This window comes from Ruegeria sp. AL12 (assembly GCF_056540885.1).
Genome location: NZ_JBQFXN010000009.1, coordinates 92,702 through 118,806, shown reverse-complemented (window position 1 = coordinate 118,806; position 26,105 = coordinate 92,702). Strand labels below are relative to the sequence as shown.

The window sequence follows — 26,105 nt, the reverse complement described above, 5'->3', positions numbered from 1 at the left end:
AAAACAACCCGCTGAAAAACGCCCCCCACACGGTGCGCGATCTGGTCGGCGACTGGGACCGCCCCTACACCCGCGAACAAGCCTGCTTCCCCCCGGGTTCCATGGGCGTCGACAAATACTGGTCCCCCGTCAACCGCGTCGACAACGCATACGGTGACAGAAACCTCGTCTGCACATGCCCCCCAATGGACGCATACGCAGACGCCGCGGAATAACATCAAAAAACCCCGCCGAGTTTCGGCGGGGTTTTTCGCCAATCGGAAACTCATGTTCTGATTTGAGCCCTTTTGGGATGTCGTTTTTACCCAGCGAAGCGTCTTTTTCGCTTGCTGCGGGTGCGAAGGGCTCATAGCTCTGTGCGTGGGACACCCCTCCCCAACGAGGGGCGTGTATCTGGAAGGGTAATACAGATGAGCACTCAAAAACCGGCGACGCGGCCGGCCAATCCGCGTTTCTCCTCGGGCCCTTGCGCCAAACCCCCCACATTTGATCTGACCAAACTGGCCGATGCCGCCTTGGGACGCTCGCACCGTGCCGCCGTTGGCAAGGACAAGCTGAAAGCGGCCATCGAAGGCACGCGCGAGGTGCTGGGCATTCCGGCAGATTACAGGATCGGCATTGTTCCCGCCTCGGACACGGGCGCGGTTGAGATGGCTCTTTGGTCGCTATTGGGCGAACGCAAGGTCGAGATGCTGGCGTGGGAAAGCTTTGGGTCCGGTTGGGTGACCGATGTGGTCAAGCAGCTTAAGATCGACGCCGAGGTGAAGACCGCCGATTACGGACAGATCGTGGATCTGGCATCGGTCGATTTCGCCAATGACGTCGTATTTACCTGGAATGGCACGACTTCGGGCGTGCGCGTGCCGAATGGCGACTGGATCGCCGATGATCGTCAGGGTCTGACGATCTGCGACGCAACCTCGGCTGCCTTTGCGATGGACCTGCCCTGGGACAAGCTGGATGTGACCACCTTCAGCTGGCAGAAGGTTCTGGGCGGTGAGGCCGCGCATGGGATGCTGATCCTGTCGCCGCGCGCCGTTGAACGTCTGGAGAGCTACACCCCTGCATGGCCGCTGCCGAAAATCTTCCGCCTGACCAAGGGTGGCAAGCTGATCGAAGGCATCTTCACGGGGGCGACGATCAACACGCCGTCGATGCTGGCGGTTGAGGATTATCTGTTTGCACTGGATTGGGCGCGCTCGGTGGGCGGTCTGAAGGGCCTTATTGCCCGCGCGAACGCCAATGCCGATGCCGTGCATGCGTTCTGCGACCGGAACGACTGGATCGAAAACCTGGCCGAAGACGCAGCGACGCGGTCGAACACATCCGTCTGTCTGAAATTCACCGATGCCCGAATTCAGGACGGCGCAAGCTTTGCCAAGGCTGTGGCCAAACGGCTGGAATCCGAGAATGTCGCGCTGGACATCGGGGCCTATCGCGACGCGCCTGCGGGCTTGCGGATCTGGTGCGGCGGTACGGTCGAGACCTCGGACATCGAAGCGATGCTGCCTTGGCTGGCCTGGGCCTTCGAGGCCGAAATCGCGGCGCAGACAGAAGCCGCCTGATCGCATCCCATCTTTACCGGGCCGCATCGGCCCGGACCTCTCAATACATTCAAGGACCACAAACATGGCTCCCAAAGTACTCGTTTCCGACAAACTCAGCGAAACCGCCGTTCAGATCTTCCGTGATCGCGGCATCGACGTGGATTTCATGCCCGATCTGGGCAAGGACAAGGATAAGTTGGCCGAGGTGATCGGCCAGTATGACGGTCTTGCCATCCGCTCGGCCACCAAGGTCACGCCGACCATTCTGGAAAGAGCCGACAAGCTGAAGGTGATCGGCCGCGCCGGAATTGGCACTGACAATATCGACAAGGAAGCGGCGTCGAAAAAAGGTGTGATCGTGATGAACACGCCATTCGGCAACATGATCACCACTGCCGAACACGCCATTGCGATGATGTTTGCCGTGGCGCGGCAGATCCCCGAGGCCTCGACTTCGACCCATGCGGGAAAGTGGGAAAAGTCCAAATTCATGGGGATCGAGCTGACGAACAAGACACTCGGCGTCATTGGTGCGGGGAACATCGGTGGCATCGTGTGCGAGCGCGCGCTTGGCCTGAAGATGAAAGTCATCGCCTATGACCCCTATCTGGGCGAAGAGAAAGCCGCCAAGATGGGCGTTGAAAAGGTTGAGCTGGACGAGTTGCTGTCCCGCGCCGACTTCATCACCCTGCACGTGCCGCTGACGGATCAGACCCGCAATATTCTGAGCCGCGAGAACCTCGCCAAAACCAAGAAAGGCGTGCGCATCATAAATTGCGCTCGGGGTGGTCTGGTCGATGAGGAGGCCTTGGCCGAGGCGCTGCAATCCGGTCACGTTGCGGGTGCCGCGTTTGACGTGTTCAGTGAAGAACCTGCCAAGGACAACCCCCTGTTCAATCTGCCCAACGTGGTCTGCACGCCGCATCTTGGTGCGGCAACGACCGAAGCGCAGGAGAATGTGGCGCTGCAAGTGGCCGAGCAGATCTCGAACTATCTGCTGACAGGTGCGGTCGAGAACGCTTTGAACATGCCCAGTGTGACGGCGGAAGAAGCCAAGGTGATGGGGCCGTGGATCAAGCTGGCCGGCCATCTGGGCAGCTTCATCGGCCAGATGACGGATGAGCCGGTCAAGGCAATCAATATCCTGTATGACGGTGTGGCCGCTGAAATGAATCTGGCGGCGTTGAACTGCTCGGTGGTCGCCGGGATCATGAAAAAGTTCAATCCCGAGGTGAACATGGTGTCGGCCCCGGTTGTCGCCAAGGAACGTGGGATCAAGATCTCGACCACCAATCAGGACAAATCGGGTGCCTTCGAAGGTTATATCAAAGTCACCGTTGTGACCGACAAGCGCGAGCGTTCCATCGGTGGCACCGTGTTCAGCGACGGCAAGCCGCGGTTCATCCAGATCAAGGGCATCAATATCGACGCCGAGGTCGGTGCCCATATGCTCTACACCACCAACGAAGACGTGCCGGGCATCATCGGTGCTTTGGGGCAGACCATGGGCGAGAACAACGTCAACATCGCGAACTTTACCCTTGGTCGATCCGAGGCCGGCGGAGAAGCGATTGCGTTGCTTTATGTCGACGAACCCGTTCCGGCCGAGGCACGCGCCAAGCTGGCGGAAACGGGTCTGTTCACGCAGATCAAGCCGCTGGAATTTGATGTCACCTGACGTGGCTTGTTGAGTTTGAGAAACAGTTAAGGACCCGGTTGACCGAAGGCCCGGGTCCTTTGTTTTCTCAGCCTGCAATCTACGGCACAAGCGAGCTGAACCTTACCGTCGGAGGATCTATGACACAGCCAGTCTACGTTGTTGGTGATCTGCACGGGCAGGTGGCCGAGCTGGAACGCGCGCTGTCTCTGATCCGGGGCGATGGCGGCCCGGACGCCCAGATCGTGTTTCTGGGTGATTACGTGGATCGCGGCCCGGACAGCCGCGGGCTGATCGAGCGTCTGATTGCCGGGCGCGATGCAGGCCTGAACTGGATCACTCTGCTGGGCAACCATGATCGCATGTTCGCCTGGTTCATGGAGGATACGCCGCGTCACGATCCGCATTTGCTTGTCGGGTACCATTGGCTGCATGAAAGGCTGGGTGGGGTCGAGACCCTGCGCAGTTATGGGGTGGAATTCGAAGGCCAGATTCGTCTGGAAGATCTGCATCGGATGGCGCAGGCGGCGGTGCCGAAATCGCACCTGACCTTTTTGCGGGATCTGGTTCTGATGCATCAGACGCCCCAGCTTGCCTTTGTTCACGCAGGCATTCGCCCAAGCGTACCGCTCAACGCGCAGCGGGACAACGACCTGGTCTGGATCAGGCAGGATTTTCATGCTCATCGGGGCCCGCATCCCAAGCTGATCGTGCATGGCCATACTCCGGTAGACCGGGCAACGCATTATGGAAATCGCGTCAATCTGGACACAGGTGCCGGATATGGGCGCCCGGTGGGTGTCGCGGTGTTCGAAGGGCAGACCTGCTGGGAATTGACCGATCAGGGCCGTTTGCCGTTGACCCCCTAGATCACCTCGCCCGGCCAAGAAATTTGGAGATTGAATATGTATGTGGCCACTTTGCTGACCAATCCGGCAGCGCCTTCGCTGGACAGCGCATTGCCCGAGTCATTGCGCAATGCGTGGGGTGGCGGGGACATTTTCTGGCTCAACCCGGATGAGGCGGCAGAGTTCGAGTTGAACGCCATCCCCGACAATCGCTGGGACGTTTGGGCAGACCTGCAAGGGATGGGGGTGGACCTGATCGTGCAACCTGCGCAAGGACGGCGCAAACAGATGCTGCTGGCCGATATGGACAGCACGATGATCCAGCAGGAATGCATCGACGAGCTGGCGGATGAGGCCGGCGTTGGCGACCGGGTCAAGGACATAACGGCCCGCGCCATGAACGGAGAGCTTGATTTCGAAGGTGCCCTGATCGAGCGGGTTGGTTTGCTGAAGCACCTGGATGAAAGCGTCATCGGCAAAGTTTTGCGGGAACGGATCACCCTGATGCCCGGAGGCAGGGAATTGCTGGCGACGATGCGGGCAAACGGGGCCTATACAGCGTTGGTATCCGGTGGCTTTACGGCCTTTACCGCGCGGGTGGCAGAGCTTTTGGGATTCGATGAAAACCGTGCCAACACTTTGCTGGCGGAAGATGGCAAGCTGACCGGAGACGTCGCGCGTCCTATTCTGGGGCGTCAGGCCAAGATCGAAGCGCTCGAGCAGATTACGGCCCGGCTTGGCCTGTCGGAAAGTGACGTGATCGCCGTGGGTGACGGGGCCAATGACCTTGGAATGCTTGGCCGGGCCGGGACCGGGGTTGCCCTTCATGCCAAACCGTCGGTGGCCGCACAATGTGATGTGCGGGTGAATCACGGCGACCTGACGGCGCTGCTTTACCTGCAAGGGTATAGCCGCGCCGATTTCGTAGGCGGCTGATCAGGGCTATCTTTTATTTAACATTTGTGTTAAATAAGGGGTATGAACACACTTCTGACCACGTTTTCCGCTTTGTCCGATGCCACCCGGTTCTCGATTGTCGAGCAACTGATGGAGCAGGGCGAACTGCCTGCCGGTGATCTGATCGACGGGCGCGGCATGTCCGGCGCCGCGATTTCGCGCCACCTCAAGGTGCTGCGCGAGGCCGGGTTGGTGCAGCAGCGCGTGCAAGGAACCCAGCGCATGTATTCCATCCGACCCGAAGGATTGCGGGCGATTGCCGACTGGACGATTTCCAAGCGGCAATTCTGGGAAGGCAGCCTGGATCGTCTCAGTGATATTATTGAAAGGGAGAATTCATGGCCGACCTGAAACTGGAACGGGAATTCCCCGTAAGTCCCGAAGAACTGTTTGCTTGGATCAGTGACGGCACCAGATTGCTTCAGTGGTGGGGCCCCGAGGGGATGCACGTGCCGGACCACAACCTGGATTTCTCGCGTACCGGTCCTTGGTACTCGGTGATGGAGAATGGCGAGGGCCAGCAATACAAGGTCTCGGGCCACGTGACGCATGTCGACCCGCCTAAATCGGTGGGTTTTACATGGGGTTGGCATGACGATCAGGATCAACGCGGTGCCGAAAGCCACGTGACCCTTTCCGTTGCCGCAACCGAAAACGGTGCCCGCCTTGTGCTGGACCACCGTGAACTGGCCGATGCCGAAGCAGCTGCGAACCACACTCAGGGTTGGACGTCTTCGCTGCGCAAACTCGAAGCACTTTGCACTTAGGTTTTTGTCACGGAGGAGCGATATGCCCAAGTTTCTGTTTGTCTATCACGGGGGTCACACCCCGACTGACCCCGCCGAGATCGAGGCGACCATGGCGGCCTGGGGCGCCTGGTTTCAGGATATGGGCGGGGCCCTCGACATCCCCGGAAACCCGGTGGGGCAGTCTTACACCGTCAGCAACAACGGAGTGGTCGAAAACGGCGGCGCAAACCCGGCCTCGGGCTTCACGGTGATCAAGGCTGACAATATCGACGCTGCGACCGAGATGGCCAAGGGCTGTCCGATGGTCGTCAACGGGACAGGCTCGGTCGAAGTGGCCGAAATCCACGAAATCGAGATGTGAGGACCTTAGTCGGGGAAACCCGGTGCAGGTTTGATCACGCCGCATTCCAGCCCGCGACGGCTGTATTGCGTGGCGTTCATGAATTTGCGGGTGGCCGGGTGATCGGCCTCCAGCACGCCAAGGCTTACCAGAATGGCGGCAATCGCGCATTCACTGGCGCGGGTGGTGCCATCGGTGATCTTCAGTGCAACGCCCATGCGTTTTTCCGGGATGATGGCCACGAACACGGCCTCGGCCCCGGTTTTGATGGCCACACGTCCGTTCATCGCGCGCATCAGTTCGGTGCAGGCCCGGGTCTCACCGGCAACAAGTTCCGGGTGTTTCACCATCGCGGCCACCAGCTGCATCGCTGCATCGCTGGAACGGTCGGACCGGTCTGCGGCTGAAGCAAACCAAGCCATCGAACGTGCCAAACCGAAAAGAGATGTGGCGAAATTCGGGGCGGAACAGCCATCGATGCCGTATGCCGGGCTGGTCTCGGCCGTTGTCTCTTCGACGGCAGACAGGCAGGCTTGTTGCACCGGATGATCAATTTCAAGGTATTCCGGCCCGGCGCCCATATGCTGTGCCAGAGTCAGAAAGCCGCAATGCTTGCCGGAACAGTTGTTGTGGATCTGGCAAGGCGTGTCGTCCGCCAAAATCAGCCGGTCGCGCGCGGCGGTGTCGGCGGGCTCCTGTGGGCCGCACCGCAGATCGTGCTCGTTCAACCCCAGATGGTCCAGCCACGCCGTCACGCGATCCGTGTGGATTGCCGCCCCGTTATGCGAAGCGCAGGCCAATGCGAGGTGTTCGCTGGTCAGCCCGTATTTCGCGGCCGCCCCTGATGTGACCAGCGGAAGCGCTTGAATCATCTTGGCGGATGACCGCGGGTATATGACGGATTGCGGGTCGCCCCAACTGCGCACGATCTGGCCTGTGTCATCGCAAATAACCGCATGACCCAGATGCAGACTTTCCAGCAGAGGGCCGCGCCAAAGTTCTGTCATGGGTACGGGCTGCGTCATCTGGACCTCCGAAATTTATGCGCAAAATTCTGCCAATCGCCCTTTCGCCTGTGGCGAAATCTGCGTTAGTGTGTGTATGTCGGCAATCATCGGAAGACGCAAACGAATAGACGAACCGGCAGGGTTCGCAGACGTGTCCGATGGGTATGAGGTAAGGGTCGAGCTAGGAGGCTGGACAAATGGGATCAATGCTCGTTCGCACGATAGCGGGCCTGTGTGTGGCAGGCATCGCCGCAACATCTGCAATCGCCCAACAGGCGACAAGCACCAACCGCGTTGCTGCAAAAACGGATTGGAGCGTTTTTGTCGAAGACGATCCCACCGAATGCTGGAGCGTCTCGGCACCCAAGGAAACCGTAAACACCCGCGGTGGACGTGTGGTTTCCGTACGGCGCAGCGATATCCTGCTGTTTGTGTTCTATCGCCCGAATGCCGAGGTGAAAGGCCAATTGACCTTTACCGGCGGCTACCCGTTTGCCGCGGGTTCGACGGTGAACCTGAATGTGGACGGGACCGAGTTCGAACTGTTCACAGAAGGCGAATGGGCCTGGGCCGCATCGGATGCGGATGATGCCAAGATCATCACCGCCCTGAAGCGCGGAACCGAGGCTGTTCTGACCGCCCGGTCCGAGCGCGGGACGCAGACGAAAGACACCTTCTCGCTGCTGGGCTTTACCGCAGCGATTGAAGACGCTGAAAAGCGCTGCACCAACTGATCTTGTCGCGTCGAGTGTTGAAAAGGCCCCGCCTCATAGCGGGGCTTTTGACGTCTGGTCATCTGCCAGTTTTGATCCGTATCAAAGTTTCGCACTCGGCAATGTGAACTAAGTGGTTCAGCCACCTAGAGAGGACATCGTGATGAAACAGAAAACTTGGATCACTCTGGTTCTTGCCGCATCCGTCGCCGTGCTGAGCGCTTGCGAGAAGAACGCTGATTCCTATCCGATATCGGGCGAGCAATGTGGCCCGGAAGATCCGGTTCAGACCCTGGACGCCAGTGATTGCTACACACCGCCGCCGGTAAACTGATCAAAAAGGCCCGGCATGTGCATCGTGCCGGGCCTGCCGGCTTAGGAAACCTTTTGATCTTTGCGCAGGTTCCTATATAGAGGCGCATCCCAAGCCCGATTCCTTTGAGATACGCCAATGTCGCCCAAAGCGCCGATCACCCAAGACGTCATGACCATCCCGCGCAAATTGCCCGACGGGAAGATCAACCTTGTCGGCCTTACGCGCGACGGGTTGCGCGCCACCTTGATTGAACACGGCACGCCCGAGAAACAGGCCAGGATGCGCACCGGCCAGATCTGGCAGTGGATCTATCAATGGGGTGTGCGCGATTTTGCCCAGATGACCAATCTCGCCAAAGCCTATCGGGCACAACTGGCCGAGCATTTCGTGATCGAAATCCCCGAAGTGGTGACACGTCAGGTGTCCGAGGATGGTACCCGCAAATACCTGTGCCGCATCGCCGGCGGGCATGAGGTCGAGGTGGTCTATATCCCCGAAGAAGATCGCGGAACCCTGTGCATCTCGTCTCAGGTGGGCTGTACGCTGACCTGTTCGTTCTGTCACACCGGAACCCAAAAACTTGTACGAAACCTGACATCCGCAGAAATCGTCGGCCAGATCATGATGGCGCGCGACGATCTTGAAGAATGGCCAACCCCCGGCGCACCCAAGGACGAAACCCGCCTGCTGTCGAACATCGTTCTGATGGGCATGGGCGAGCCGCTTTACAATTTCGAAAACGTCCGCGACGCGATGAAGATCGCCATGGACCCCGAGGGCATTTCTCTGTCGCGCCGGCGGATTACCCTGTCGACCTCGGGCGTGGTGCCCGAGATCGCGCGCACGGCAGAGGAAATCGGGTGCCTGCTGGCGATCTCGTTCCACGCCACCACAGATGAAACCCGCGACGTTCTTGTGCCAATCAACAAACGTTGGAATATCGAGGAACTGCTGACCGCTTTGGCCAGCTATCCCAATGCTTCGAATTCCGAACGGATCACGTTTGAATATGTGATGCTGGACGGTGTGAATGACAGTGACGAAGATGCGCGTCGTCTGATCGATCACATCAAGCGACACAACATTCCGGCCAAGATCAACCTTATCCCGTTCAACGAATGGCCCGGCGCACCGTACAAGCGCAGCTCGAACAACCGCATCCGTGCTTTCGCCAACATCATCTATCAGGCCGGCTATGCCTCGCCCATCCGCAAGACACGCGGTGAGGACATCATGGCGGCTTGCGGTCAGTTGAAGTCGGCGACCGAACGGGCGCGCAAATCACGCAAACAAATCGAGGCCGAAACGGGTCTGAGCCGATAGGGTTTGGTCCATCTGGGCCAGGCTTGATCAGATCGCGCCTTAAGTGTTTTCTGGCTCTGTCTGCACGTCACAATTGTTTTGTTCAAACTTAATGTTTCAGATGCTGAAACCACATGCATAATTTGCTATATTTCTCGTGCCCGTCGCTGAATTTGCCTCTTCAATTCGATGCACAAGCCGGTGAGGTGTCCGGGTCAGAGATGGCGAGTTTTTGCGATTCCGCTAGACTGTTCCAAGTGGTGCAGAAAGCGCTCAGGTGAACTGAATTTCAGGTGGGCCACGATTATGAATGCAAGTTCTTTTTCGATCATCCGTTTTGGTGCCGCTGCGTTTGCTATCGTCTCGGGTTCAGGCTTGGCCTTTGCTGACGGCCAGGACGCTCATATCGCAATCGAAAACCCTGCCGAGTTGAGCAAACAAGAGGCTTTGGAACACTACCGATCCCTCAATCGCCGCATGGCGCGTGGCTACGCCGTGGCGCAACTGGACCTGATCCTCAACTACCAAAGCTGGCCGCTTTTCAACGATGCGCCCTATATTTCGGCGACCCACGGGCAAAGGTATGTGAACAGCTATGCCAATCGCATGGCGCATAACTACGCGACATTGCAGGAAGGTGAAGAACTTCCCATGGGGTCGGTTCTTGCCAAGGACAGCATGACCGTGACGGATGAAGGTCACGTGCATCCCGGTGCCATGTTCGTAATGGAGAAACTGGCAGAAGAAGCCAGCCCGGACACGGCGGATTGGCGTTACATCATGGTCTTGCCGGACGGCTCGGTCTTTGGGGACACTATGGGCGACCGCGCCGGTGCCGTGGCCTATTGCCATGTCTGCCACGAACAGGTGGCAGACCGGGACTATACGTTTTACGTGCCGGAAGAGTATCGAACACGCGACTGAGCCGGCTCAGGCTTGTTGTGCGCCCGGCAGTTTCAGTTCCGTTGCCTCGCGGCGGCTGAGTTGTTCGCCCTGCTTGCGCTTTGACAGAACTTCACGGGCCAGCGCGTATTTGTCGTCCTGCCAGAAAATCAAGCAGCCGTTGCAACCTTTGCCACAGCAACCCTCGGTGCCGATGCGGTTGGTTTTGAAACGGCGTTCGGTGCCGTCTTCGCCGATCTTTTCAACCAAGGCGTCGCGACGGCGGGCATAGGCGCCAGGGTTGTCACGGCCCGAGGTTTCCAAACCCTGCACCAGCTTGTCAAAGCGGATGCGGCTCCAGTGTTCGTCGGTCAGGGCGCGTTCCTTGCGCAGAACGGAATAGACGGGGAACCGGGCGCGCAGATCGTCGATATCCTCGTGGTCGAACAGGGTGAAGGGCAGGCGGATCACTGTTTTGGTGCTGCCATGCAACACGTCCATCCGCGCACCATCGGATGCGCGTTCGAAATCATAGACCCGCAGCAGAACCGTCTCGCGCGAGATGGGCGAGACGAAATCCAGCACATCGCCCGGTTCCAGCTTGTTCTTTACCTCGACCAGAAAGGCATCCTCGGTCACTTCGGTGACGATCCCGGCATATTCCCACTGCGCGATGGACGCCGTGTGCTCGTAATCATGGGCGTAGTTGGTCAGCCGCCCCTCGTGGAAGGCCAGCGTGTAGCCGCGGTTTCCCACGGTCTCCAACTCGCGCATATAGGGTTTCGGGTCCCAGTTCTGGGGGTCGGCATAGTAATCGTCGATGGCCATGCGATAGGCGCGCGCGACGATGGCGGCATAATATTCCGACTTGCCGCGCCCCTCGACCTTGAGGCTGTCCACGCCGATCTTCAGGTATTCGTCCAGCTTTGGCATGATGCACAGATCGCGCGAATTGAGGATGTAGGAACCGCGGTCGTCTTCCTCGATCGGCATCAGATCGCCGGGGCGGCAGCCTTCTTCCAGCAGGAATTCGAACAGGTCGGCGTTTTCCTCGGTGATGCGCAGCTCCTGATGGGTGCCATCCTTCAGGCGCAGTTTCAGCGCATAGTTCCAGCGGCAGGAATTGGCGCAGTTGCCCTGGTTCGCGCCGCGTTCCGCCATGAAGTTCGACAGCAGGCAACGGCCCGAATAGGTCATGCACATGGCACCGTGGACGAAGGCCTCGAGCTTGATGTCGGGGCATTTTTCACGGATCTCCACCAGTTCGGGGTAGGAAACCTCGCGCGCCAGAACCACCAGTTCCGCGCCCTGATCCTGCCAGAACTTCACCGACAGCCATGAACAGATATTGGCCTGGGTCGAGATATGCAGCGGCAGTTCCGGCGCGCGGTCCCGCACGTACTGAAACACGCCGGGGTCGGCGATGATCAACCCGTCCGGCTGCACTTTGCGGACCGTGTCGATATATTCGTCCAGCTTCGGGATGTCCTTGTTGTGCGAGAACAGGTTCAGCGTCAGATAGGCGCGCCGGCCATGGCTGTGGCAGAACTCGACACCCTCGATCACCTCTTCCAGCGAAAACTCGGATTTCGTGCGCAGCGACATATCGGGCGTGCCCAGATACACCGCATCCGCCCCGTAAAGGACAGCGAGTTTCAGCTTGCGCAGATTGCCCGCAGGCATCAGCAATTCAGATCTGAACTGGGTCATGGCGCCACTTGTAAAAGGATCAAGCCGGCCTTCTAATCCAAATGTTTCGAGTCCAAAACCCCGTTATCTGCGACGGAATCGCGCTGTACCGATGACCTTGACCAGTTGCTGTCGCACAGGCTCGGGTTGCGTCTCGATCGCGTTCAGAACTTCGCGCAGTTCGGCCCGCAGCCCATGCATCTGATCAATCAGCGAGATCATCATCGACAGTGCATCTGCCTCCATGTCGTACTGTTCGTGCAACTCGCAGGCAAGTTCCAGACGGGCGACGTCGATACTGTGATAGATCAGCCCTTGGTCTGATTGTTCGGGGATCACAATCTCGGCCGCCAGATATTCGGTCAGCCGATCCGAGGTCAGTCGGGCGACGGTTTCGATCAGTTCCTTCTCGGTCAGGGTCATGACGGCATTCCTTTCCGCGGGTCGTAGCTGTGTGTTTTGCGCCAGGTCTCCATGAACTGTTTCAGATCGTCATCGATTTTGTCGGGCATCGAGACGGTCAGTTCGATCAACTGATCCCCACGCTCGGATGAGCCGCGTTTTTTGACACCCTTGCCCCGCAATCGCAGGGTTTTACCACTGCTGGTGCCCGCCGGTACGCTGACATTCACGCCGCCATCAATCGTAGGGGCGGGGACTTTGCCGCCCAGAATGGCCTCGTCGATCGTGATCGGCAGCGTGATATGGATGTCATCGCCCTGACGTTCAAAAACCGGGTGCTTGGCGACCGAAACCGTCACCAGTGCGTCACCCGGAGGGCCTTCGCCATATCCCGGCGCGCCTTTGCCGCGCAACCGGATGGTCTGGCCGTCGGTGATCCCGGCCGGGATTTTGACCTCGATCCGGTCTCCATCCGGCAAGGTCAATTTCTGACTGGCGCCGAACACGGAGTCCAGGAAGCTGATTTGAAGCGAGTAGTTCAGATTGTGACCCGGTGCGTGAAACTGGTGGCCGCGCTGGCCCCCAAAACCGCCGCGACCACGCATGAACTCGGCGAAGACGTCTGACATGTCGTCGGGATCGGCCTGACGCCCGCGATAGGGGTTTCCAGCGGCCTCGGCATAGTCCCGGTAATACTGCTGTTGCGGGCGCTCCTGACCCGAGGCGTCTATTTCCCCGTTGTCAAAACGCGCACGTGTTTCAGGATCTTTCAACAGATCATAAGCAGCCGCGGCGGCCTTGAACTTGGCCTCAGCCGCGTCATCGCCCGGTTTCAGATCCGGATGGCAATCCTTGGCGATACGCCGGTAGGCTTTTTTGATCTCGGCTGTACTGGCGTCCTTCGAGACACCAAGAACGGTGTAGGGGTCGTCGCTCATATCACTCTCTCAGGTCAAGGACGGGTCTGATCAGGATGAAGGTGTTCTACCATGAGATTTCAACGGGTAAAACGAAAGAGGCGATTGAATTGTTTCGTAAAATCCCGCAGACCTGATAGTATCTGCATATTTATAATTGTCGAATGACGGAGACCGCCGCATGTCACGCAGAATAAAATCCGCCCTGGCCCTGCTGGCCGGGAATGCCATTGGGTTGTTGCTTGCCGCGCTGATATTGTCGGGATTTGCGATCAAGCCGATCTCGTTCATCGTGGTGGTGATAGTCTTCACCGTCGTACAAGTTGTCGCTGAACCCCTGATCCTGAAACTGGGCGAAAAGAAAGCGCCCGCCCTGAAGGGTGGGATCGCCCTGATCGTGACCTTCGTGGGCCTTTTCGTGACCGACCTGATTGCTGCCGGGCTGACCGTTGGCGGGGTTTCGAACCTGCTTGCGGCAACATTGCTGGTCTGGCTGGGGGCGTTGATCGCCAGCGTGGTGCTGCCGATCTACGTGTTCAAAGAACTGCGTGAGCCCAAAAAGTAATCACACAGCGTTCAGGCTGGCTTCGATAGCGTGCCACAATTCTTCCACGGGTTCGCACCCGACGGACAGGCGGATAAAGGCCGGATCAACGTCGTCGCCCCAGCGCGCGCGCCGCTCGGCCGAGCTGTGGACGCCTCCGAATGACGTGGCCGGGCGCAGAAGCGGGCAATTGTTGATGAAGGCTTCGGCCTGGTCTTCGCTGTTCAGCGTCAGGGACAGAAGAAAGCCGAAACGTGTGGTCTGTTCTTGCGCCAGTTTGTGCGACGGGTCATCGGCCAGCCCGGGATAGCGCACCTGTTTCACTGCGGGATGTGCCGCCAGGCGTTCGGCCAATACTTCGGCCGAGCTGCACATCCGGTCGAACCGAACGTCCAGCGTTTCAAGGCCGCGATGCAGCAGCCATGCTTCATGTGGCCCCGGTATGGAGCCAGAGACTTTCCGCCATTCCCCGACCCGTTCCATGATGTCGCCGTTGCGGCTGGCCACATGGCCCATCAGCATGTCGGAATGCCCGCCCATCGCCTTGGTATCGGACGAGACGACCACATCGATGCCCAGATCAAGAGGACGCTGACCCAGCGGAGTCATCGTCGTATTGTCGGCAATGGTTATGCCCCCGGCAGCGCGCACCCGATCCGCCACCTCGGTCAGATCGATCATGTCCAACCCCGGATTCGAAGGGCTTTCGGCAAAGACCACATCGAACCCGTCAAAACCGCCTTCGGCAAAGGCGGTGGTGGGGCGTTCTTCAACGATCACACCCAGCCGCGACAGGAAACGATCGGCCAAAAGGCGCGTCACGTAATAGCCGTCGGAGGGGATCAGCAGGCGTGATCCGGCCTTTACGGTGGCAAACAGTGCCGCGGAAATCGCCGCCATGCCCGAGGGAAAGCTGAGGCAGGGCGCGTCCTCCAAATGCGACAGAACATGTTCCAGATGCACCCAAGTCGGGTTGTCCACCCGACCGTAACTCGCCCGCCCGTCCGGGGTGCCCGGCAGGTGGTACATGCTGCTTTGGGTCAGCGGCAGCGCTACGGGTTCGCCCTTGCTCAGGGCATTTCCACGCAGATGCAGCATCTCTCCGGTCTTGGGTGCCATGGTTCAGCGCCCCGGAATTTCGTCGCGGGGCGGGGCGGGCTCCCAGTTTTCGATGATCTCGACCGCCTCCTGCGCCGTGTCCACAAAGCGGAACAGATCAAGATCCTCGTCCGAGATGGTTCCGGCATCGGCCAGCGCTTTCCAGTTGATGACCTTTTCCCAGAATTCGCGACCAAACAGCAGGAAGGGCACGCGGTCCATCCGGCCGGTCTGAATCAGGGTCAGGGATTCGAACAGCTCATCCATTGTGCCGAAACCGCCGGGGAAAATCGTGATGGCGCGGGCGCGCATCAGGAAATGCATCTTGCGGATGGCGAAATAGTGGAAGTTGAAGCTGAGATCCGGCGTCACATAAAGGTTCGGGGCCTGTTCGTGCGGCAGAACGATATTCAACCCGATAGAGCATCCGCCCGCGTCCTGTGCCCCACGGTTGCCGGCCTCCATCACTCCGGGGCCGCCGCCCGTGACGATCACGTTTTCACGGCAGCCGGTCTCGTTCGATTTCACGGTCATCAGCCGCGCGAACTCGCGCGCCTCGTCGTAATAGGCCGACAGACCAGCCAGCGTTTCCGTTCGTGCGGTGTGTTTCTGCGATGGTTCAGGGATGCGCGCGCCGCCGAACATCACGATGGTCGAGGTGATCTCGCGTTCGCTCATGATCATCTCGGGTTTCAACAGTTCCAGTTGCAGACGCACCGGGCGCAGCTCGTCCCGGCACAGGAATTCGTCATCGGCAAAGGCAAGGCGATAGGCGGACGATCGCGTCTGCGGCGTGTCCGGCACTTCGCTCGCGGTCGAGCGATCTGTCTGCGCATCGCGAAACGGATTGTGGCGGTCTTCTCTCATGGGTGATCGATCCCTGCTTGCGTGTTTTCCAAACAGCTATAGGGTTCGCGGGCAGAGTGCCAGTCACGGAAAGACAAGAATGAATTGGAAGAGCGAAATATCAGCGGCGCGGAATCGTATCGCCGGACATACGCAGGTGACGCCGGTGATCGAGAGCCGAATTCCGGGCCATCCCATTGAGCTGAAGCTGGAGCACATGCAGCACACCGGCAGTTTCAAGGCGCGCGGTGCGTTCAATACGTTGCTGAGCCTCGACGTACCCGATGCAGGTGTCGTGGCTGCATCCGGTGGCAATCATGGTGCAGCGGCGGCCTTTGCGGCGCAGGCGCTTGGGTATCCGGCCAAGATTTTCGTGCCCGAACTGGCAGGGCCATCCAAGATCGCATTGATCCGGCAAACCGGCGCGGATCTGAGCGTTGTGCCCGGCGAATACGCCAATGCGCTGACACAGGCGCAGGCGCATGAAGCGGAAACCGGCGCGATGCAGATTCACGCCTATGATGCGCCGGCTACCGTGGCGGGGCAGGGGACCTGCTTTGCGGAATGGGATGCGCAGGGTCTACAGGCAGATACGGTTCTGGTCGCCGTGGGCGGGGGTGGGCTGATCGCCGGCGCGTTGGCCTGGTTCGACGGAGCGCGCAAGGTCGTGGCGGTCGAACCCCAGACCTCTTGCGCATTGAATGCGGCGTTGCAGGCCGGTGAACCGGTGGATGTTTCCGTATCCGGGATCGCGGCAAACGCGCTGGGTGCGCGCCGGATCGGGCAGATCTGTTTCGACCTGGCACAGGGGATGACGTCGGTTCTGGTGTCGGATGACGCCATCGCGGCGGCGCAGAAGATGCTGTGGCAGGCGCATCGTATTCTGGTGGAACCGGCGGGCGCCACGGCGTTGGCAGCCTTGACCTCGGGCGTGTATCGGCCCGAACCGGGCGAGCGCGTGGCCGTTCTGGTGTGCGGCGCGAACATTGCGCCGGACCCGCTTGCGGGGTGAATTATCTGGTTGAGGATAGCTGTCGTAGATTTTATCTATAATTTATGACCGCTACGATCTCGGACACGATTTACCAGAACCTCAGCCAGCAAATCATCACCGGAGAGCTGGGCGCCGGGGAAAAGCTGCGGCAGGATCATATTGCCCGCACCTTTGACACCAGCCATGTTCCGGTGCGGGAAGCCCTGTTGCGGCTTGAGGCGCATGGATTGGCCCGGCACGAGCCGCGCCGGGGCATGCGGGTCACGGCGCTGGACCCGGCAGAGGTGCGAGAGGTCATCGAAATGCGTGTGGTGCTGGAAACACTGGCGTTGCAGCAATCGGTGCAGAACATGTCTCCGGTCGCATTGGACAAGATCGATCGCGCACGCATCGCCTGTGACGAGGCGCAAACGATGCCCCAATGGGAGGCGTTGAACAGAGCATTCCATCGCGCCATCCTGACACCATGCGGGCTGCCCCGTCTGTTGCACACCATCGACGATCTGCATATCGCAAGCGCACGCCACTTGTTTGCGCATTGGCGGTCGAAATGGGTGCAGCAAACTGACAAGGATCACGCCGCACTTGTTCAGGCGCTCAGGCGGAAGGACCTGAGCACGGCAAAAGGTATTCTGACCCGACATATACGCCGCGCCAGCTGATTGCGGGCCTTTCAGACGCAAAACGGCCCGTGTTCGTCGCATTGCGCCATTGGCCCGGCTTGCGTATAGGCCAAACCAACATGAACAGATTCTGTAGGGAGACGCCCCATGTCCAACGCGCAACTGGAAGCCGCCATCGAAGCCGCCTGGGAGGCACGCGACACGATCACACCCGCCACGGCAGGTGAGCAACGCGAAGCGATCGAAGACACGCTGAACGCGCTGGACAGCGGGTCTCTGCGTGTTGCCGAAAAGCTGGAAAACGGCGACTGGCACGTGAACCAGTGGGCCAAAAAGGCGGTTCTGCTGGGCTTTCGCATCAAGGACATGGAAATTCAGACCGGTGGTCCGCAGGACGGCGGCTGGTGGGACAAGGTGGACAGCAAGTTCGCCGGTTGGGGTGAAGATCAATGGCGCTCGGCCGGGTTCCGCGCGGTTCCCAACTGCGTTGTGCGCAAGTCGGCCTATATCGCGCCGGGCGTGGTGCTGATGCCGTCCTTCGTCAACCTTGGCGCCTATGTGGATGAAGGCACCATGGTCGACACCTGGGCGACCGTCGGCTCATGCGCGCAGATCGGCAAAAACGTCCACCTGTCGGGCGGTGTAGGCATCGGCGGCGTGCTGGAGCCGATGCAGGCCGGCCCGACCATCATCGAGGACAACTGCTTTATCGGCGCGCGCTCCGAGGTGGTCGAGGGCTGCATCGTCCGCGAAGGCTCGGTTCTGGGGATGGGCGTGTTCATCGGCAAATCAACCAAGATCGTGGATCGGGAAACCGGCGAAGTGACATATGGCGAAGTCCCGCCCTATTCCGTGGTCGTTGCGGGTTCGATGCCGTCAAAGAACAACATCAGCCTGTATTGCGCGGTGATCGTGAAGCGGGTGGATGAAAAGACCCGGTCGAAAACCGGCATCAACGAATTGCTGCGGGACTGATCGCCCCGGTTGTACAGAAAGGCCGGAGCTGACCCGCTCCGGCCTTTCCAGTTTTTGGGGTGTTTGACCTATGCGACCGAACCTTGGTCAGAGCCGGTCCCGAGATTGTGTCCAGGCTCGGACGAACGCTCTGTGTGGGTCAGCGATTTTCACCCTGCATAGCGTCAACTTCTGAGTTTCCTGCGTTGGTTTCCGTGCCTTCGCTTTCGCTGTCGCCGCCGCTTTCGTTATCGCCGCCGCCTTCGTTATCACCGCCGCTTTCGTTGTCGCCGCCGCTTTCGTTATCGCCGCCGCCTTCGTTGTCGCCGCCGCCTTCGTTATCACCGCCGCCTTCGTTATCACCGCCGCTTTCGTTATCGCCGCCGCCTTCGTTATCGCCGCCGCTTTCGTTGTCGCCGCCGCTTTCGTTATCGCCGCCGCCTTCGTTATCACCGCCGCCTTCGTTGTCGCCACCGCTCTCGCTATCGCCACCGCCTTCGTTGTCGCCACCGCTCTCGCTATCGCCACCGCCTTCGCTTTCACCGCCGCCGTCTTGGGCGTAAGCTGCACTTGGCGTCACAAAAGACAGCACGGCGACAGAAGGTACTCCGGAAAGCACAATCACACTTGCAGTTGTCATCATTAACTTGGACAGAACACTCATTTTAATTCTCCTGTAAAAAATGACTTACGCAGTGGCTGCATCTTAGAGTTGGCTTCTCTTCATCGCTGTGAAAGGCAGGAAACGCGTCGAACCCAGCAGGAAATGGCTAAAATTGAGGCCAAAATGTGGCAAAAATGTGCCCGTTTCAACTCAGGGATTGGAATTGAAACGCTGCTCAATTTTTGGGCGAAAACGAGAATAGGGCTTTGCTGAGTCGCATTTCTGCAAGTCCTCAGTGCCTATGGGCGGGGCAAGGGGCTGCGTAAGATCCCATACTCAAAGCCAGGAACGATGGAAGCAGTTGACCCTTCAAAACACCGCGCGTAATGCAGGGCCCATGGAAAAGCGCAAGAAGCCCTCACGTCAGCAAGTCTATACCCTTCTGGTCCAGATCGGCCGTAAGGATGGCGACGGGCTGCCCGACGGTGCGACCGGGGCGGCACTGATCTGCTACGCCAGTGGCGTGGACGAAGCCGAGGCCGTGCGCGAGACGGTGGCTATTCTGAAGCAGGCCGACACCGCGCCTTTGGATGTCACTGGGTACGGGACCTTGGCCGAGCGTGAGGCACAGGGACATGAAATCGAACCTGACGAACGTGCCCTGATGCAGCGTGCCCTGGATGAAAACGCCGTGATCGTCGCGCAGATGACACCGTTCTTCGGAGACGAGGCGCAGGCCTAGTTCCGCATACCGAACCACTTGCGATAGATTTCGTCATAGGTTCCGTCTTCGCGCAATGACAGCAGGGCCTGGTTGACATCTTCGACCAGAGGCGACCCGGTCGGGAAAGCGATGCCATAGTTCTCGCGCAGGAAGACGCCGCCTGTCATCGACGCCGTTCGCCGACCTTCATGGGCCGCATAGTAGGACAGGATTGGCGCGTCGAATACGACGGCATCCAGTTGTTTGGACTGGAACGCATCCAGCATCTGCTCCAGCCCGGGATAGCCGGTGAATTCAATATCACGCCGGTTCAGAAAACTTGCCGCGGTCGAGTCTGTGATTGTCCCGACACTTTTGCCATACAGGTCATTCACCGAATTCACGCTGCCTGTGATCGCATCCACGGTCATGACCGAGGTGATGCGGGCCGTGAAAACGGACACGATGAACAGTGACGAAACAACCAGAACGACACCCAGAAGCCGGCCGAACGGCGTGCGCGGCATCCTCTCTTCGAACCCGCCGTTCACGACGAGGTTCAGCGCCCACCAGAACGAGGGAAACCATGCCTCGTTTAGCTTGCGATCGAAATAGGGTTGAGCACTACGTTCAAAGCTCCACATCAACATGCCGCCGCCCAACAGAATGGCGAAGGCCAGGCCGATGGCGATAAACAACTCTTTTGAGAGCAGCGCATGCAGCAACGAAGGCTGGCGCGCGGCTTCCGATGGCACCATGATCTGTAGGCCCGCCTCAAAGATCGGCTGGCTGAAGTCCATTTGCGTTTCCCGCAGCGCGGTTATCGAGATATTGGCGACCGCAAGATCGGCGGACCCATTCTGAACCGCCTCCAGCATTTCCGAGAATGAATCGACCCGATTGATGGAATAGTCCCAGTTCAGCGCCTCTGCCAGCGCGGCGAGCAGATCCATCGAAAAGCCGGTTTCCGCACCGTCTTCGACATAAGAAAACGGGGGGCGGGTCACCGTCGTAACCGTTAGAGACTGTGCCATGCTCTGCTGCGCGAGGACGGCGAAAGTCAGGCAGATCAGTGCGTAGAATGCGCGCTTCATTTTCATTCACCTGTTTCGCGGCCCTGTAACGCGATTGTGCGGCGGGCGGCAAGATGGTCGCCGGGTAAACCGCCATGATTTGTTAGGGTGTCGCTTTGATATCTGCGCAGTCGGGTGAAATGATATTTTTGCGAATTGGGGTTGGAAAACCGGCCAATTCGTTGAATCTGTGCGCGAACCCGCGAAAGATACAGTTCCAGAGGCCATTGCATGACCGACCCCGTCCAATTGACAGCCGATCTGATCCGTTGCCCATCGGTCACACCTGCCGAGGGTGGCGCGCTGGTTCTGCTGGGATCGGTGCTGGCGGATGCGGGGTTTGAATGCACGCGTGTCGACCGTGGTGGCGTCAGCAACCTGTTCGCACGGTGGGGTCAGAAAGGCCATCCGCGCAGTTTCGGGTTCAACGGCCATACTGATGTTGTGCCGGTCGGCGACGAGGCCGCGTGGACGATGCCGCCTTTCGGGGCCGAAATACGGGATGGTGTGATGTATGGGCGTGGGGCAACGGATATGAAATCCGGCGTTGCGGCGTTTGCGGCGGCGGCAATCGATTTCGTGCGCGACACCCCGCCTGACGGAGCCATCATCCTGACGATCACCGGCGACGAGGAAGGCGACGCGCTGAATGGCACGACCGCCTTGCTGGATTACATGGACGGCGCGAATGAACATATGTCTGTCTGTTTGGTGGGAGAGCCGACCTGCCCGAACAAGATGGGCGAAATGATGAAGATCGGCCGTCGCGGGTCGATGACCGCATGGTTTACCATCACCGGTGTTCAGGGGCATTCGGCCTATCCGCATCGTGCCAAAAACCCGTTGCCAGCCATGGCGCGGCTGATGGATCGGCTGGCGGGGCACGAACTGGATCAGGGCACGGACCACTTCGATGCTTCGACATTGGCAGTGGTGACAATCGACACCGGGAATGCGGCCACCAACGTAATCCCGGCGCAGTGCAAGGGAACGGTGAATATTCGTTTCAATGATCTGCATTCCGGGGCCAGCCTGAGTGACTGGCTGAAGTCGGAAGCAGATCAGGTGGCCGCTCGGTTCGGCGTTGAAATAGATGTCGCAATCAAGATTTCAGGCGAAAGCTTTCTGACCCCGCCGGGGCCTCTGTCGGATCTGGTGGCCAAAGCGGTAGAAGCGGAAACAGGCGCAACGCCCGAGCTTTCGACGACCGGTGGTACGTCGGATGCGCGTTTCATCAAGAACCATTGCCCGGTTGTAGAGTTCGGTCTGGTCGGGCGCACGATGCATCAGGTCGACGAGTGCGTCGAGGTGGCCCAGATCCAGCAGCTCAAATCGATTTATAGCCGCATCCTGACCGACTATTTCGCCTGATCCATGCAGCGCACATTGGTGATCATGGTGAAGGAACCTCAACCGGGCCGCGTCAAAACGCGGCTTGGGCGAGAAATCGGCATGGTCGCGGCGGCGTGGTGGTTTCGGCACCAGACCCGGTCCTTGATCCGGCGGCTGCGTGATCCCCGCTGGCGTATCGTTTTGGCCGTCTCACCCGATAAGCAGGGTCTGAAAAGCCGCGTCTGGCCTGCGGACCTGCCGCGCGCCGCGCAGGGGCGTGGGGATCTGGGGGATCGCATGGGCCGGATGCTGCGCGGGATGCCCAAGGGGCCGGTTTGCCTGATCGGCGCGGATATTCCGGGCGTTTCGCGCCGCCATATTGCCCGTGCTTTCGACGCATTGGGGCGTTCTCAGATGGTGTTTGGGCCAGCCCCGGATGGTGGCTATTGGCTGGTCGGCGCGCAACGATATGCAGCCTTGCCGGCAAATCTGTTCCAAAACGTGCGCTGGTCGACGGAACACGCATTGGCTGACACGCTGGCCTCGATTTCTGGCGGTCGGGTGTCATTGCTTGATCAGCTGCGCGATGTGGATACGGTTGCCGATCTTGACCCCTGAGGCTTTTTGGTCATGACGCGGTCGCAAACGCGTGCTAGGCCGGACGTATGACTCGCATCCCTACCAAGCAGGAGGTCCTCGACTGGATCTCGGCGAACCCCACCCTGACCTCGAAACGCGATATCGCCAAAGCCTTTGGCATCAAGGGCGCGGATCGGATTGATCTGAAACGTATCCTCAAAGAGCTTGAGGCCGAGGGCCATCTTGAGAAGCGCAAGCGCAGTTACCGCGACCCGGACCGCCTGCCGCCGGTCAGCGTGTTGCAGGTAAAGGCGCCGAATGCCGATGGCGACCTGTTCGCGCGGCCGCTGGAATGGCATGGCGAGGGGGTCGAGCCCATCGTTCTGATCATTGCCCGCGCCAGCGACCCGGCGCTGGGCGAAGGTGATCGCATTCTGGCTCGTCTGACCGTGGTGCATGAGGAAGATCACAATTACGAAGCCCGCCTGATCCGCCGTATCGGAACGAACCCTCGGAAAATCGTGGGTATCTTCCGCAAAGGGGCCGAAGGCGGACGAATCGTGCCGATCGACAAGGCCGGATCGACCGAATGGCTGGTGGCCGAAGGCGCTGCGCTGGGCGCCAAGGATGGCGAACTGGTCGAGGCTGAACAAGCCGGGCCGAAAAACCGCATGGGGCTGCCACGCGCGCGCATCGTCGAACGGCTGGGCGACCCGACTGCGCCCAAGGCCGTTTCGTTGATCGCGATCCATCAACACGGCATCCCGGATGATTTCCCCGACAAGGTGATTGCCGAGGCCGACAAGGCCAAGCCTGTCGGCCTGAAAGGGCGCGAGGATCTCCGGGATATGCCATTGCTGACGATCGATCCCTCGGACGCGCGCGATCATGACGACGCCTGTTATGCCCATGTAGACGATGATCCCAAGAACCCCGGTGGGCACGTCATCTGGGTCGCCATTGCCGATGTCGCCGCCTATGTGCGGCCCGGCACCGCGCTGGACCGCGAGGCGCGCAAGCGCGGCAATTCCAGCTATTTCCCCGACCGCGTCGTGCCGATGCTGCCCGACCGTCTGTCGGGTGATCTGTGTTCGCTGCACGAAGGCGTGCCGCGCGCCTGTATCGCGGTGCGGATGCAGATCGACGCGGATGGCAACAAGATCGGTCACCGGTTCGTGCGCGGTCTGATGCGCTCGGCAGCCTCGTTGAACTACACCGAGGTGCAGGAGGCCATCGACGGCACCCCCAATGACCGGACCGGCCCGCTGTTGGAGAGCGTTCTGAAGCCGCTTTATGCCGCCTATGGCGCGCTGAAAAAGGCTCGTGCTGATCGCCAGCCGCTGGAGCTGGACCTGCCGGAGCGCAAGATCGTTCTGAACGACAAGGGCGAGGTCGAAAGCGTGGCTTTCCGCGAGCGGCTGGACGCGCACCGGCTGATCGAGGAATTCATGATCCTGGCCAACGTGGCCGCCGCCGAGACGCTGATCGCCAAGCGCAGCCCGCTGCTGTTCCGGGTGCACGAAGAACCCGCGCCCGAAAAACTGGAAAGCCTGCGCGAGACGGCGCAGGCCGCCGGGCTGAATCTGGCCAAGGGGCAGGTGCTCCAGACCCGTCACCTGAATGCGCTGCTGAATGCCGCCGCCGGCACCGAGGATGCCGAGCTGATCAATCTCAGCACCTTGCGGTCGATGGCGCAGGCCTATTACAGCCCGGAAAACTTCGGCCATTTCGGGCTGGCGCTGCGCAACTACGCACATTTCACCTCGCCCATCCGGCGCTATGCCGACCTGATCGTGCACCGGGCGCTGATCTCGGCCCATGGCTGGGGCAAGGACGGGCTGACCGAGGACGAAATTGCCCGGCTCGAAGAAACGGCCACGCATATTTCAGATACCGAACGCCGCTCGATGATGGCCGAGCGCGATACGACCGACCGCTATCTGGCGGCCTATCTCAGCGAACGTGTGGGCAACGAATTCACCGGTCGGATCAGTGGCATTGCCCAGTTCGGGGCCTTCGTGAAAATGGACGAAACGGGCGCGGATGGCCTGGTGCCGGTGCGGTCTTTGGGGCGCGAATTCTTCCATTTTGATCGAGAGGCCGGAACGCTGATGGGCTCAGATTCCGGGCTGATCATCGCCATCGGCCAGCGGGTCACGGTGAAACTGACCGAGGCGACACCTGTGACCGGCGGGTTGGAGCTGGAGCTGCTGTCCATCGACGATCAGGCGCTGCCGCGCGGGCGCGGGCCCGCCAAGCGGTCGACGCGACGCAAGGCCGCCAGCACCAAACGCAAGAAGGACAAGATCAAGCGCAAGGTCGAACGCAAGCGCCGTCAAAGGTGATAGGTCAGCGCCCGGGCAATCAGCCAGCCATGGCGGGTTTCATCGATCTGGCGCGGGTCATCGAACAGGATGGCCCGGTTCCCGTCAATCCGGTCCTCGCCCGGAAAGGCCGTGGTGAAATCACCGATCAATCGGCTTTGGCAGTGCACGAACAGTGCGAAATCCGCGGATTTGTGAGCCCCCAGCCGGATCGTTGATCCTTTGGGGGCAAGATATGCGGGCTGGCCCCAGCGCAGCTCTTCTCGCAATGGATTGGCGGCGGGCAGAGACTCTGCTGTGTTCAGTATCAGGTCGCGAAGCGCCAGGGCCCCCGCGCGTGCTTGCGGGGGCATGGCTTCAAAGGCCGAGGCGACCGAGGGGTCATCAAAAGGTTTCATGCAATCGGTATCGCCTGTTCCATCCGGTCTACGTAACTGTTCAACAGATTATCCTGTTTGATCCTGCGGGTCAGTGGGGTATCGGCAGGCGTTGCGCGCATGGCGGCGAGCATCGGGCCGACGCTCATATCTGCTGAAGTCGGTTGATCCGCCAGCAGGAAGCGGGATTGCCACAGATGGGCCGAGATTGCCTCGAGATCGCGTTCGACCCGGTCCAGGCGCTCGGGCAACGAGAACCGGCCGATCCCTTGTGACGTGATCCCTTTCAGAACGGATTTTCGGATCGCATTGGACGCCGGCTTTCGGATCAGAGCCGGAATTTCGGTGAAAAAGGTTTCGCGAAGGATCGGCCAGACCTCGTCATTGCCCCAGCGGTCCAGAACGATGTGGAAATACAGATGCTCTTCGGCCATGCGTACCAGCGCGCGGGATTGCGCTTTTTCCACATCCGAAAGCCCCTGATCGAACGCGGCCCCCTTCTGTTCCAGCCAATCGCGGATCAGATCGCTGTCCGGTATCAACCGCTCTGGCGTGCGCAGCACTGGCAGTTTTTGATGCGGCATCCTGCGCGGGTCAAGCATGTCCGAACGCTGCCAGACCTGACCGGAGTGCTGAAGCATCAAGGCTGTCTTGACGCAGAACGGACTGGCGCTGAACAGTCCGAAGGCGGAAGGATAGGTGAGAAGGGTCAGCATCGCGTGGCTCCG

The 26,105-nt window shown here is 59.8% G+C and carries 30 protein-coding genes; 20 read left to right on the top strand and 10 right to left on the bottom strand.

Annotation, left to right across the window (positions count from 1 at the left end):
• From ACR0C6_RS18275 to ACR0C6_RS18240, 8 genes are all read left to right on the top strand, one after another.
• Positions 1-215 (top strand): hypothetical protein (locus tag ACR0C6_RS18275; protein WP_480620583.1); only part of this gene is annotated, 215 nt, incomplete at its 5' end.
• 195 nt (positions 216-410) lie between these two features.
• The gene (locus ACR0C6_RS18270) at positions 411-1,565 is read left to right on the top strand and encodes a phosphoserine transaminase (RefSeq protein ID WP_171230543.1); all 1,155 of its coding nucleotides are present in this window, start codon (positions 411-413) and stop codon (positions 1,563-1,565) included.
• 64 nt (positions 1,566-1,629) lie between these two features.
• The gene (serA, locus tag ACR0C6_RS18265) at positions 1,630-3,225 is read left to right on the top strand and encodes a phosphoglycerate dehydrogenase (RefSeq protein ID WP_480620581.1); all 1,596 of its coding nucleotides are present in this window, start codon (positions 1,630-1,632) and stop codon (positions 3,223-3,225) included.
• A gap of 119 nt (positions 3,226-3,344) precedes the next feature.
• Entirely contained in the window at positions 3,345-4,073 is a 729-nt protein-coding gene (locus ACR0C6_RS18260; RefSeq protein ID WP_480620580.1) for a metallophosphoesterase family protein, read from the top strand.
• A gap of 36 nt (positions 4,074-4,109) precedes the next feature.
• Complete coding sequence (gene serB / locus ACR0C6_RS18255; protein ID WP_480620578.1) at positions 4,110-4,988, top strand: phosphoserine phosphatase SerB; 879 nt, start codon at positions 4,110-4,112, stop codon at positions 4,986-4,988.
• Between the two features lie 42 nt (positions 4,989-5,030).
• Positions 5,031-5,360 (top strand): ArsR/SmtB family transcription factor, encoded by a 330-nt coding sequence (locus ACR0C6_RS18250; protein ID WP_480620576.1) that lies wholly within the window; start codon positions 5,031-5,033, stop codon positions 5,358-5,360.
• Positions 5,348-5,776: an SRPBCC family protein gene (locus tag ACR0C6_RS18245; protein ID WP_171230546.1), complete on the top strand. Its 429-nt coding sequence runs from the start codon at positions 5,348-5,350 to the stop codon at positions 5,774-5,776. Before ACR0C6_RS18250 ends, ACR0C6_RS18245 begins: the two co-directional genes overlap by 13 nt.
• 22 nt (positions 5,777-5,798) lie before the next feature.
• Positions 5,799-6,119: a YciI family protein gene (locus ACR0C6_RS18240; protein WP_480620574.1), complete on the top strand. Its 321-nt coding sequence runs from the start codon at positions 5,799-5,801 to the stop codon at positions 6,117-6,119.
• Between the two features lie 5 nt (positions 6,120-6,124).
• Here the strand turns inward: ACR0C6_RS18240 and ACR0C6_RS18235 are convergent, their stop codons facing one another.
• The gene (locus ACR0C6_RS18235) at positions 6,125-7,123 is read right to left on the bottom strand and encodes an asparaginase (protein WP_480620572.1); all 999 of its coding nucleotides are present in this window, start codon (positions 7,121-7,123) and stop codon (positions 6,125-6,127) included.
• 179 nt (positions 7,124-7,302) lie between these two features.
• Here ACR0C6_RS18235 and ACR0C6_RS18230 point away from each other — a divergent pair, with 179 nt between their 5' ends.
• The 4 genes from ACR0C6_RS18230 to ACR0C6_RS18215 all read left to right on the top strand — a co-directional run bounded on the left by ACR0C6_RS18230 (position 7,303) and on the right by ACR0C6_RS18215 (position 10,360).
• The gene (locus ACR0C6_RS18230; protein ID WP_171119964.1) at positions 7,303-7,839 is read left to right on the top strand and encodes an invasion associated locus B family protein; all 537 of its coding nucleotides are present in this window, start codon (positions 7,303-7,305) and stop codon (positions 7,837-7,839) included.
• Positions 7,840-7,981: 142 nt separating this feature from the next.
• Positions 7,982-8,152, top strand: a complete 171-nt coding sequence (locus ACR0C6_RS18225) for a hypothetical protein (RefSeq protein ID WP_171119963.1) — start codon at positions 7,982-7,984, stop codon at positions 8,150-8,152.
• Between the two features lie 117 nt (positions 8,153-8,269).
• Entirely contained in the window at positions 8,270-9,457 is a 1,188-nt protein-coding gene (gene rlmN, locus ACR0C6_RS18220; RefSeq protein WP_480620570.1) for a dual-specificity RNA methyltransferase RlmN, read from the top strand.
• A gap of 285 nt (positions 9,458-9,742) precedes the next feature.
• A complete protein-coding gene (locus tag ACR0C6_RS18215; RefSeq protein WP_480620568.1) occupies positions 9,743-10,360 on the top strand; it encodes a cytochrome P460 family protein in 618 nt (205 codons plus the stop codon).
• Between the two features lie 6 nt (positions 10,361-10,366).
• On the opposite strand, the gene ACR0C6_RS18210 is transcribed toward ACR0C6_RS18215, so the two are convergent.
• The 3 genes from ACR0C6_RS18210 to ACR0C6_RS18200 form a co-directional block, all read right to left on the bottom strand.
• Positions 10,367-12,028 carry a U32 family peptidase gene (locus tag ACR0C6_RS18210; RefSeq protein ID WP_480620566.1) on the bottom strand — a complete coding sequence of 554 codons (1,662 nt, stop codon included), beginning with the start codon at positions 12,026-12,028 and terminating at the stop codon, positions 10,367-10,369.
• Positions 12,029-12,091: 63 nt separating this feature from the next.
• Positions 12,092-12,430, bottom strand: coding sequence for a hypothetical protein (locus tag ACR0C6_RS18205; protein WP_171642075.1), 339 nt, complete (start codon positions 12,428-12,430; stop codon positions 12,092-12,094).
• Positions 12,427-13,347, bottom strand: coding sequence for a DnaJ C-terminal domain-containing protein (locus ACR0C6_RS18200; RefSeq protein WP_480447342.1), 921 nt, complete (start codon positions 13,345-13,347; stop codon positions 12,427-12,429). Before ACR0C6_RS18200 ends, ACR0C6_RS18205 begins: the two co-directional genes overlap by 4 nt.
• A gap of 160 nt (positions 13,348-13,507) precedes the next feature.
• Between ACR0C6_RS18200 and ACR0C6_RS18195 the strand changes: the two genes are divergently transcribed.
• Complete coding sequence (locus ACR0C6_RS18195) at positions 13,508-13,891, top strand: hypothetical protein (protein ID WP_152459320.1); 384 nt, start codon at positions 13,508-13,510, stop codon at positions 13,889-13,891.
• On the opposite strand, the gene ACR0C6_RS18190 is transcribed toward ACR0C6_RS18195, so the two are convergent.
• Positions 13,892-14,989 (bottom strand): cystathionine gamma-lyase, encoded by a 1,098-nt coding sequence (locus ACR0C6_RS18190; RefSeq protein ID WP_480447343.1) that lies wholly within the window; start codon positions 14,987-14,989, stop codon positions 13,892-13,894.
• A gap of 3 nt (positions 14,990-14,992) precedes the next feature.
• On the bottom strand, positions 14,993-15,835 hold the full coding sequence (locus tag ACR0C6_RS18185) for an LOG family protein (RefSeq protein ID WP_152459318.1): 843 nt from the start codon (positions 15,833-15,835) through the stop codon (positions 14,993-14,995).
• A 79-nt stretch (positions 15,836-15,914) separates the two neighbouring features.
• Here ACR0C6_RS18185 and ACR0C6_RS18180 point away from each other — a divergent pair, with 79 nt between their 5' ends.
• The 3 genes from ACR0C6_RS18180 to dapD all read left to right on the top strand — a co-directional run bounded on the left by ACR0C6_RS18180 (position 15,915) and on the right by dapD (position 18,406).
• Positions 15,915-16,826 carry a threonine/serine dehydratase gene (locus ACR0C6_RS18180; protein ID WP_480447344.1) on the top strand — a complete coding sequence of 304 codons (912 nt, stop codon included), beginning with the start codon at positions 15,915-15,917 and terminating at the stop codon, positions 16,824-16,826.
• Positions 16,827-16,870: 44 nt separating this feature from the next.
• Positions 16,871-17,470 (top strand): GntR family transcriptional regulator, encoded by a 600-nt coding sequence (locus tag ACR0C6_RS18175; RefSeq protein ID WP_480620563.1) that lies wholly within the window; start codon positions 16,871-16,873, stop codon positions 17,468-17,470.
• A 108-nt stretch (positions 17,471-17,578) separates the two neighbouring features.
• Positions 17,579-18,406 (top strand): 2,3,4,5-tetrahydropyridine-2,6-dicarboxylate N-succinyltransferase, encoded by an 828-nt coding sequence (dapD, locus tag ACR0C6_RS18170; RefSeq protein WP_171119955.1) that lies wholly within the window; start codon positions 17,579-17,581, stop codon positions 18,404-18,406.
• Positions 18,407-18,545: 139 nt separating this feature from the next.
• On the opposite strand, the gene ACR0C6_RS18165 is transcribed toward dapD, so the two are convergent.
• A complete protein-coding gene (locus ACR0C6_RS18165; RefSeq protein WP_480620561.1) occupies positions 18,546-19,049 on the bottom strand; it encodes a hypothetical protein in 504 nt (167 codons plus the stop codon).
• 337 nt (positions 19,050-19,386) lie between these two features.
• On the opposite strand from ACR0C6_RS18165, the gene ACR0C6_RS18160 reads away from it, so the two are divergent.
• Positions 19,387-19,731, top strand: coding sequence for a hypothetical protein (locus tag ACR0C6_RS18160; RefSeq protein WP_171119954.1), 345 nt, complete (start codon positions 19,387-19,389; stop codon positions 19,729-19,731).
• On the opposite strand, the gene ACR0C6_RS18155 is transcribed toward ACR0C6_RS18160, so the two are convergent.
• Positions 19,728-20,786 carry a transporter substrate-binding domain-containing protein gene (locus tag ACR0C6_RS18155; protein ID WP_171230558.1) on the bottom strand — a complete coding sequence of 353 codons (1,059 nt, stop codon included), beginning with the start codon at positions 20,784-20,786 and terminating at the stop codon, positions 19,728-19,730. The two genes, ACR0C6_RS18160 and ACR0C6_RS18155, sit on opposite strands and share 4 nt — an antisense overlap.
• Before the next feature lie 210 nt (positions 20,787-20,996).
• On the opposite strand from ACR0C6_RS18155, the gene dapE reads away from it, so the two are divergent.
• The 3 genes from dapE to rnr are packed head-to-tail and all read left to right on the top strand — an operon-like array spanning position 20,997 to position 25,021.
• On the top strand, positions 20,997-22,136 hold the full coding sequence (dapE, locus tag ACR0C6_RS18150; RefSeq protein WP_480620559.1) for a succinyl-diaminopimelate desuccinylase: 1,140 nt from the start codon (positions 20,997-20,999) through the stop codon (positions 22,134-22,136).
• Positions 22,137-22,139: 3 nt separating this feature from the next.
• The gene (locus tag ACR0C6_RS18145) at positions 22,140-22,715 is read left to right on the top strand and encodes a TIGR04282 family arsenosugar biosynthesis glycosyltransferase (RefSeq protein WP_480447347.1); all 576 of its coding nucleotides are present in this window, start codon (positions 22,140-22,142) and stop codon (positions 22,713-22,715) included.
• A 47-nt stretch (positions 22,716-22,762) separates the two neighbouring features.
• A complete protein-coding gene (gene rnr, locus ACR0C6_RS18140) occupies positions 22,763-25,021 on the top strand; it encodes a ribonuclease R (RefSeq protein WP_480620557.1) in 2,259 nt (752 codons plus the stop codon).
• Here rnr and ACR0C6_RS18135 read toward each other — a convergent pair.
• Positions 25,012-25,398: a DUF1801 domain-containing protein gene (locus tag ACR0C6_RS18135; protein ID WP_152459309.1), complete on the bottom strand. Its 387-nt coding sequence runs from the start codon at positions 25,396-25,398 to the stop codon at positions 25,012-25,014. The two genes, rnr and ACR0C6_RS18135, sit on opposite strands and share 10 nt — an antisense overlap.
• The gene (locus tag ACR0C6_RS18130; RefSeq protein WP_480620555.1) at positions 25,395-26,093 is read right to left on the bottom strand and encodes a glutathione S-transferase family protein; all 699 of its coding nucleotides are present in this window, start codon (positions 26,091-26,093) and stop codon (positions 25,395-25,397) included. Before ACR0C6_RS18130 ends, ACR0C6_RS18135 begins: the two co-directional genes overlap by 4 nt.
• Positions 26,094-26,105: the final 12 nt, after the last annotated feature.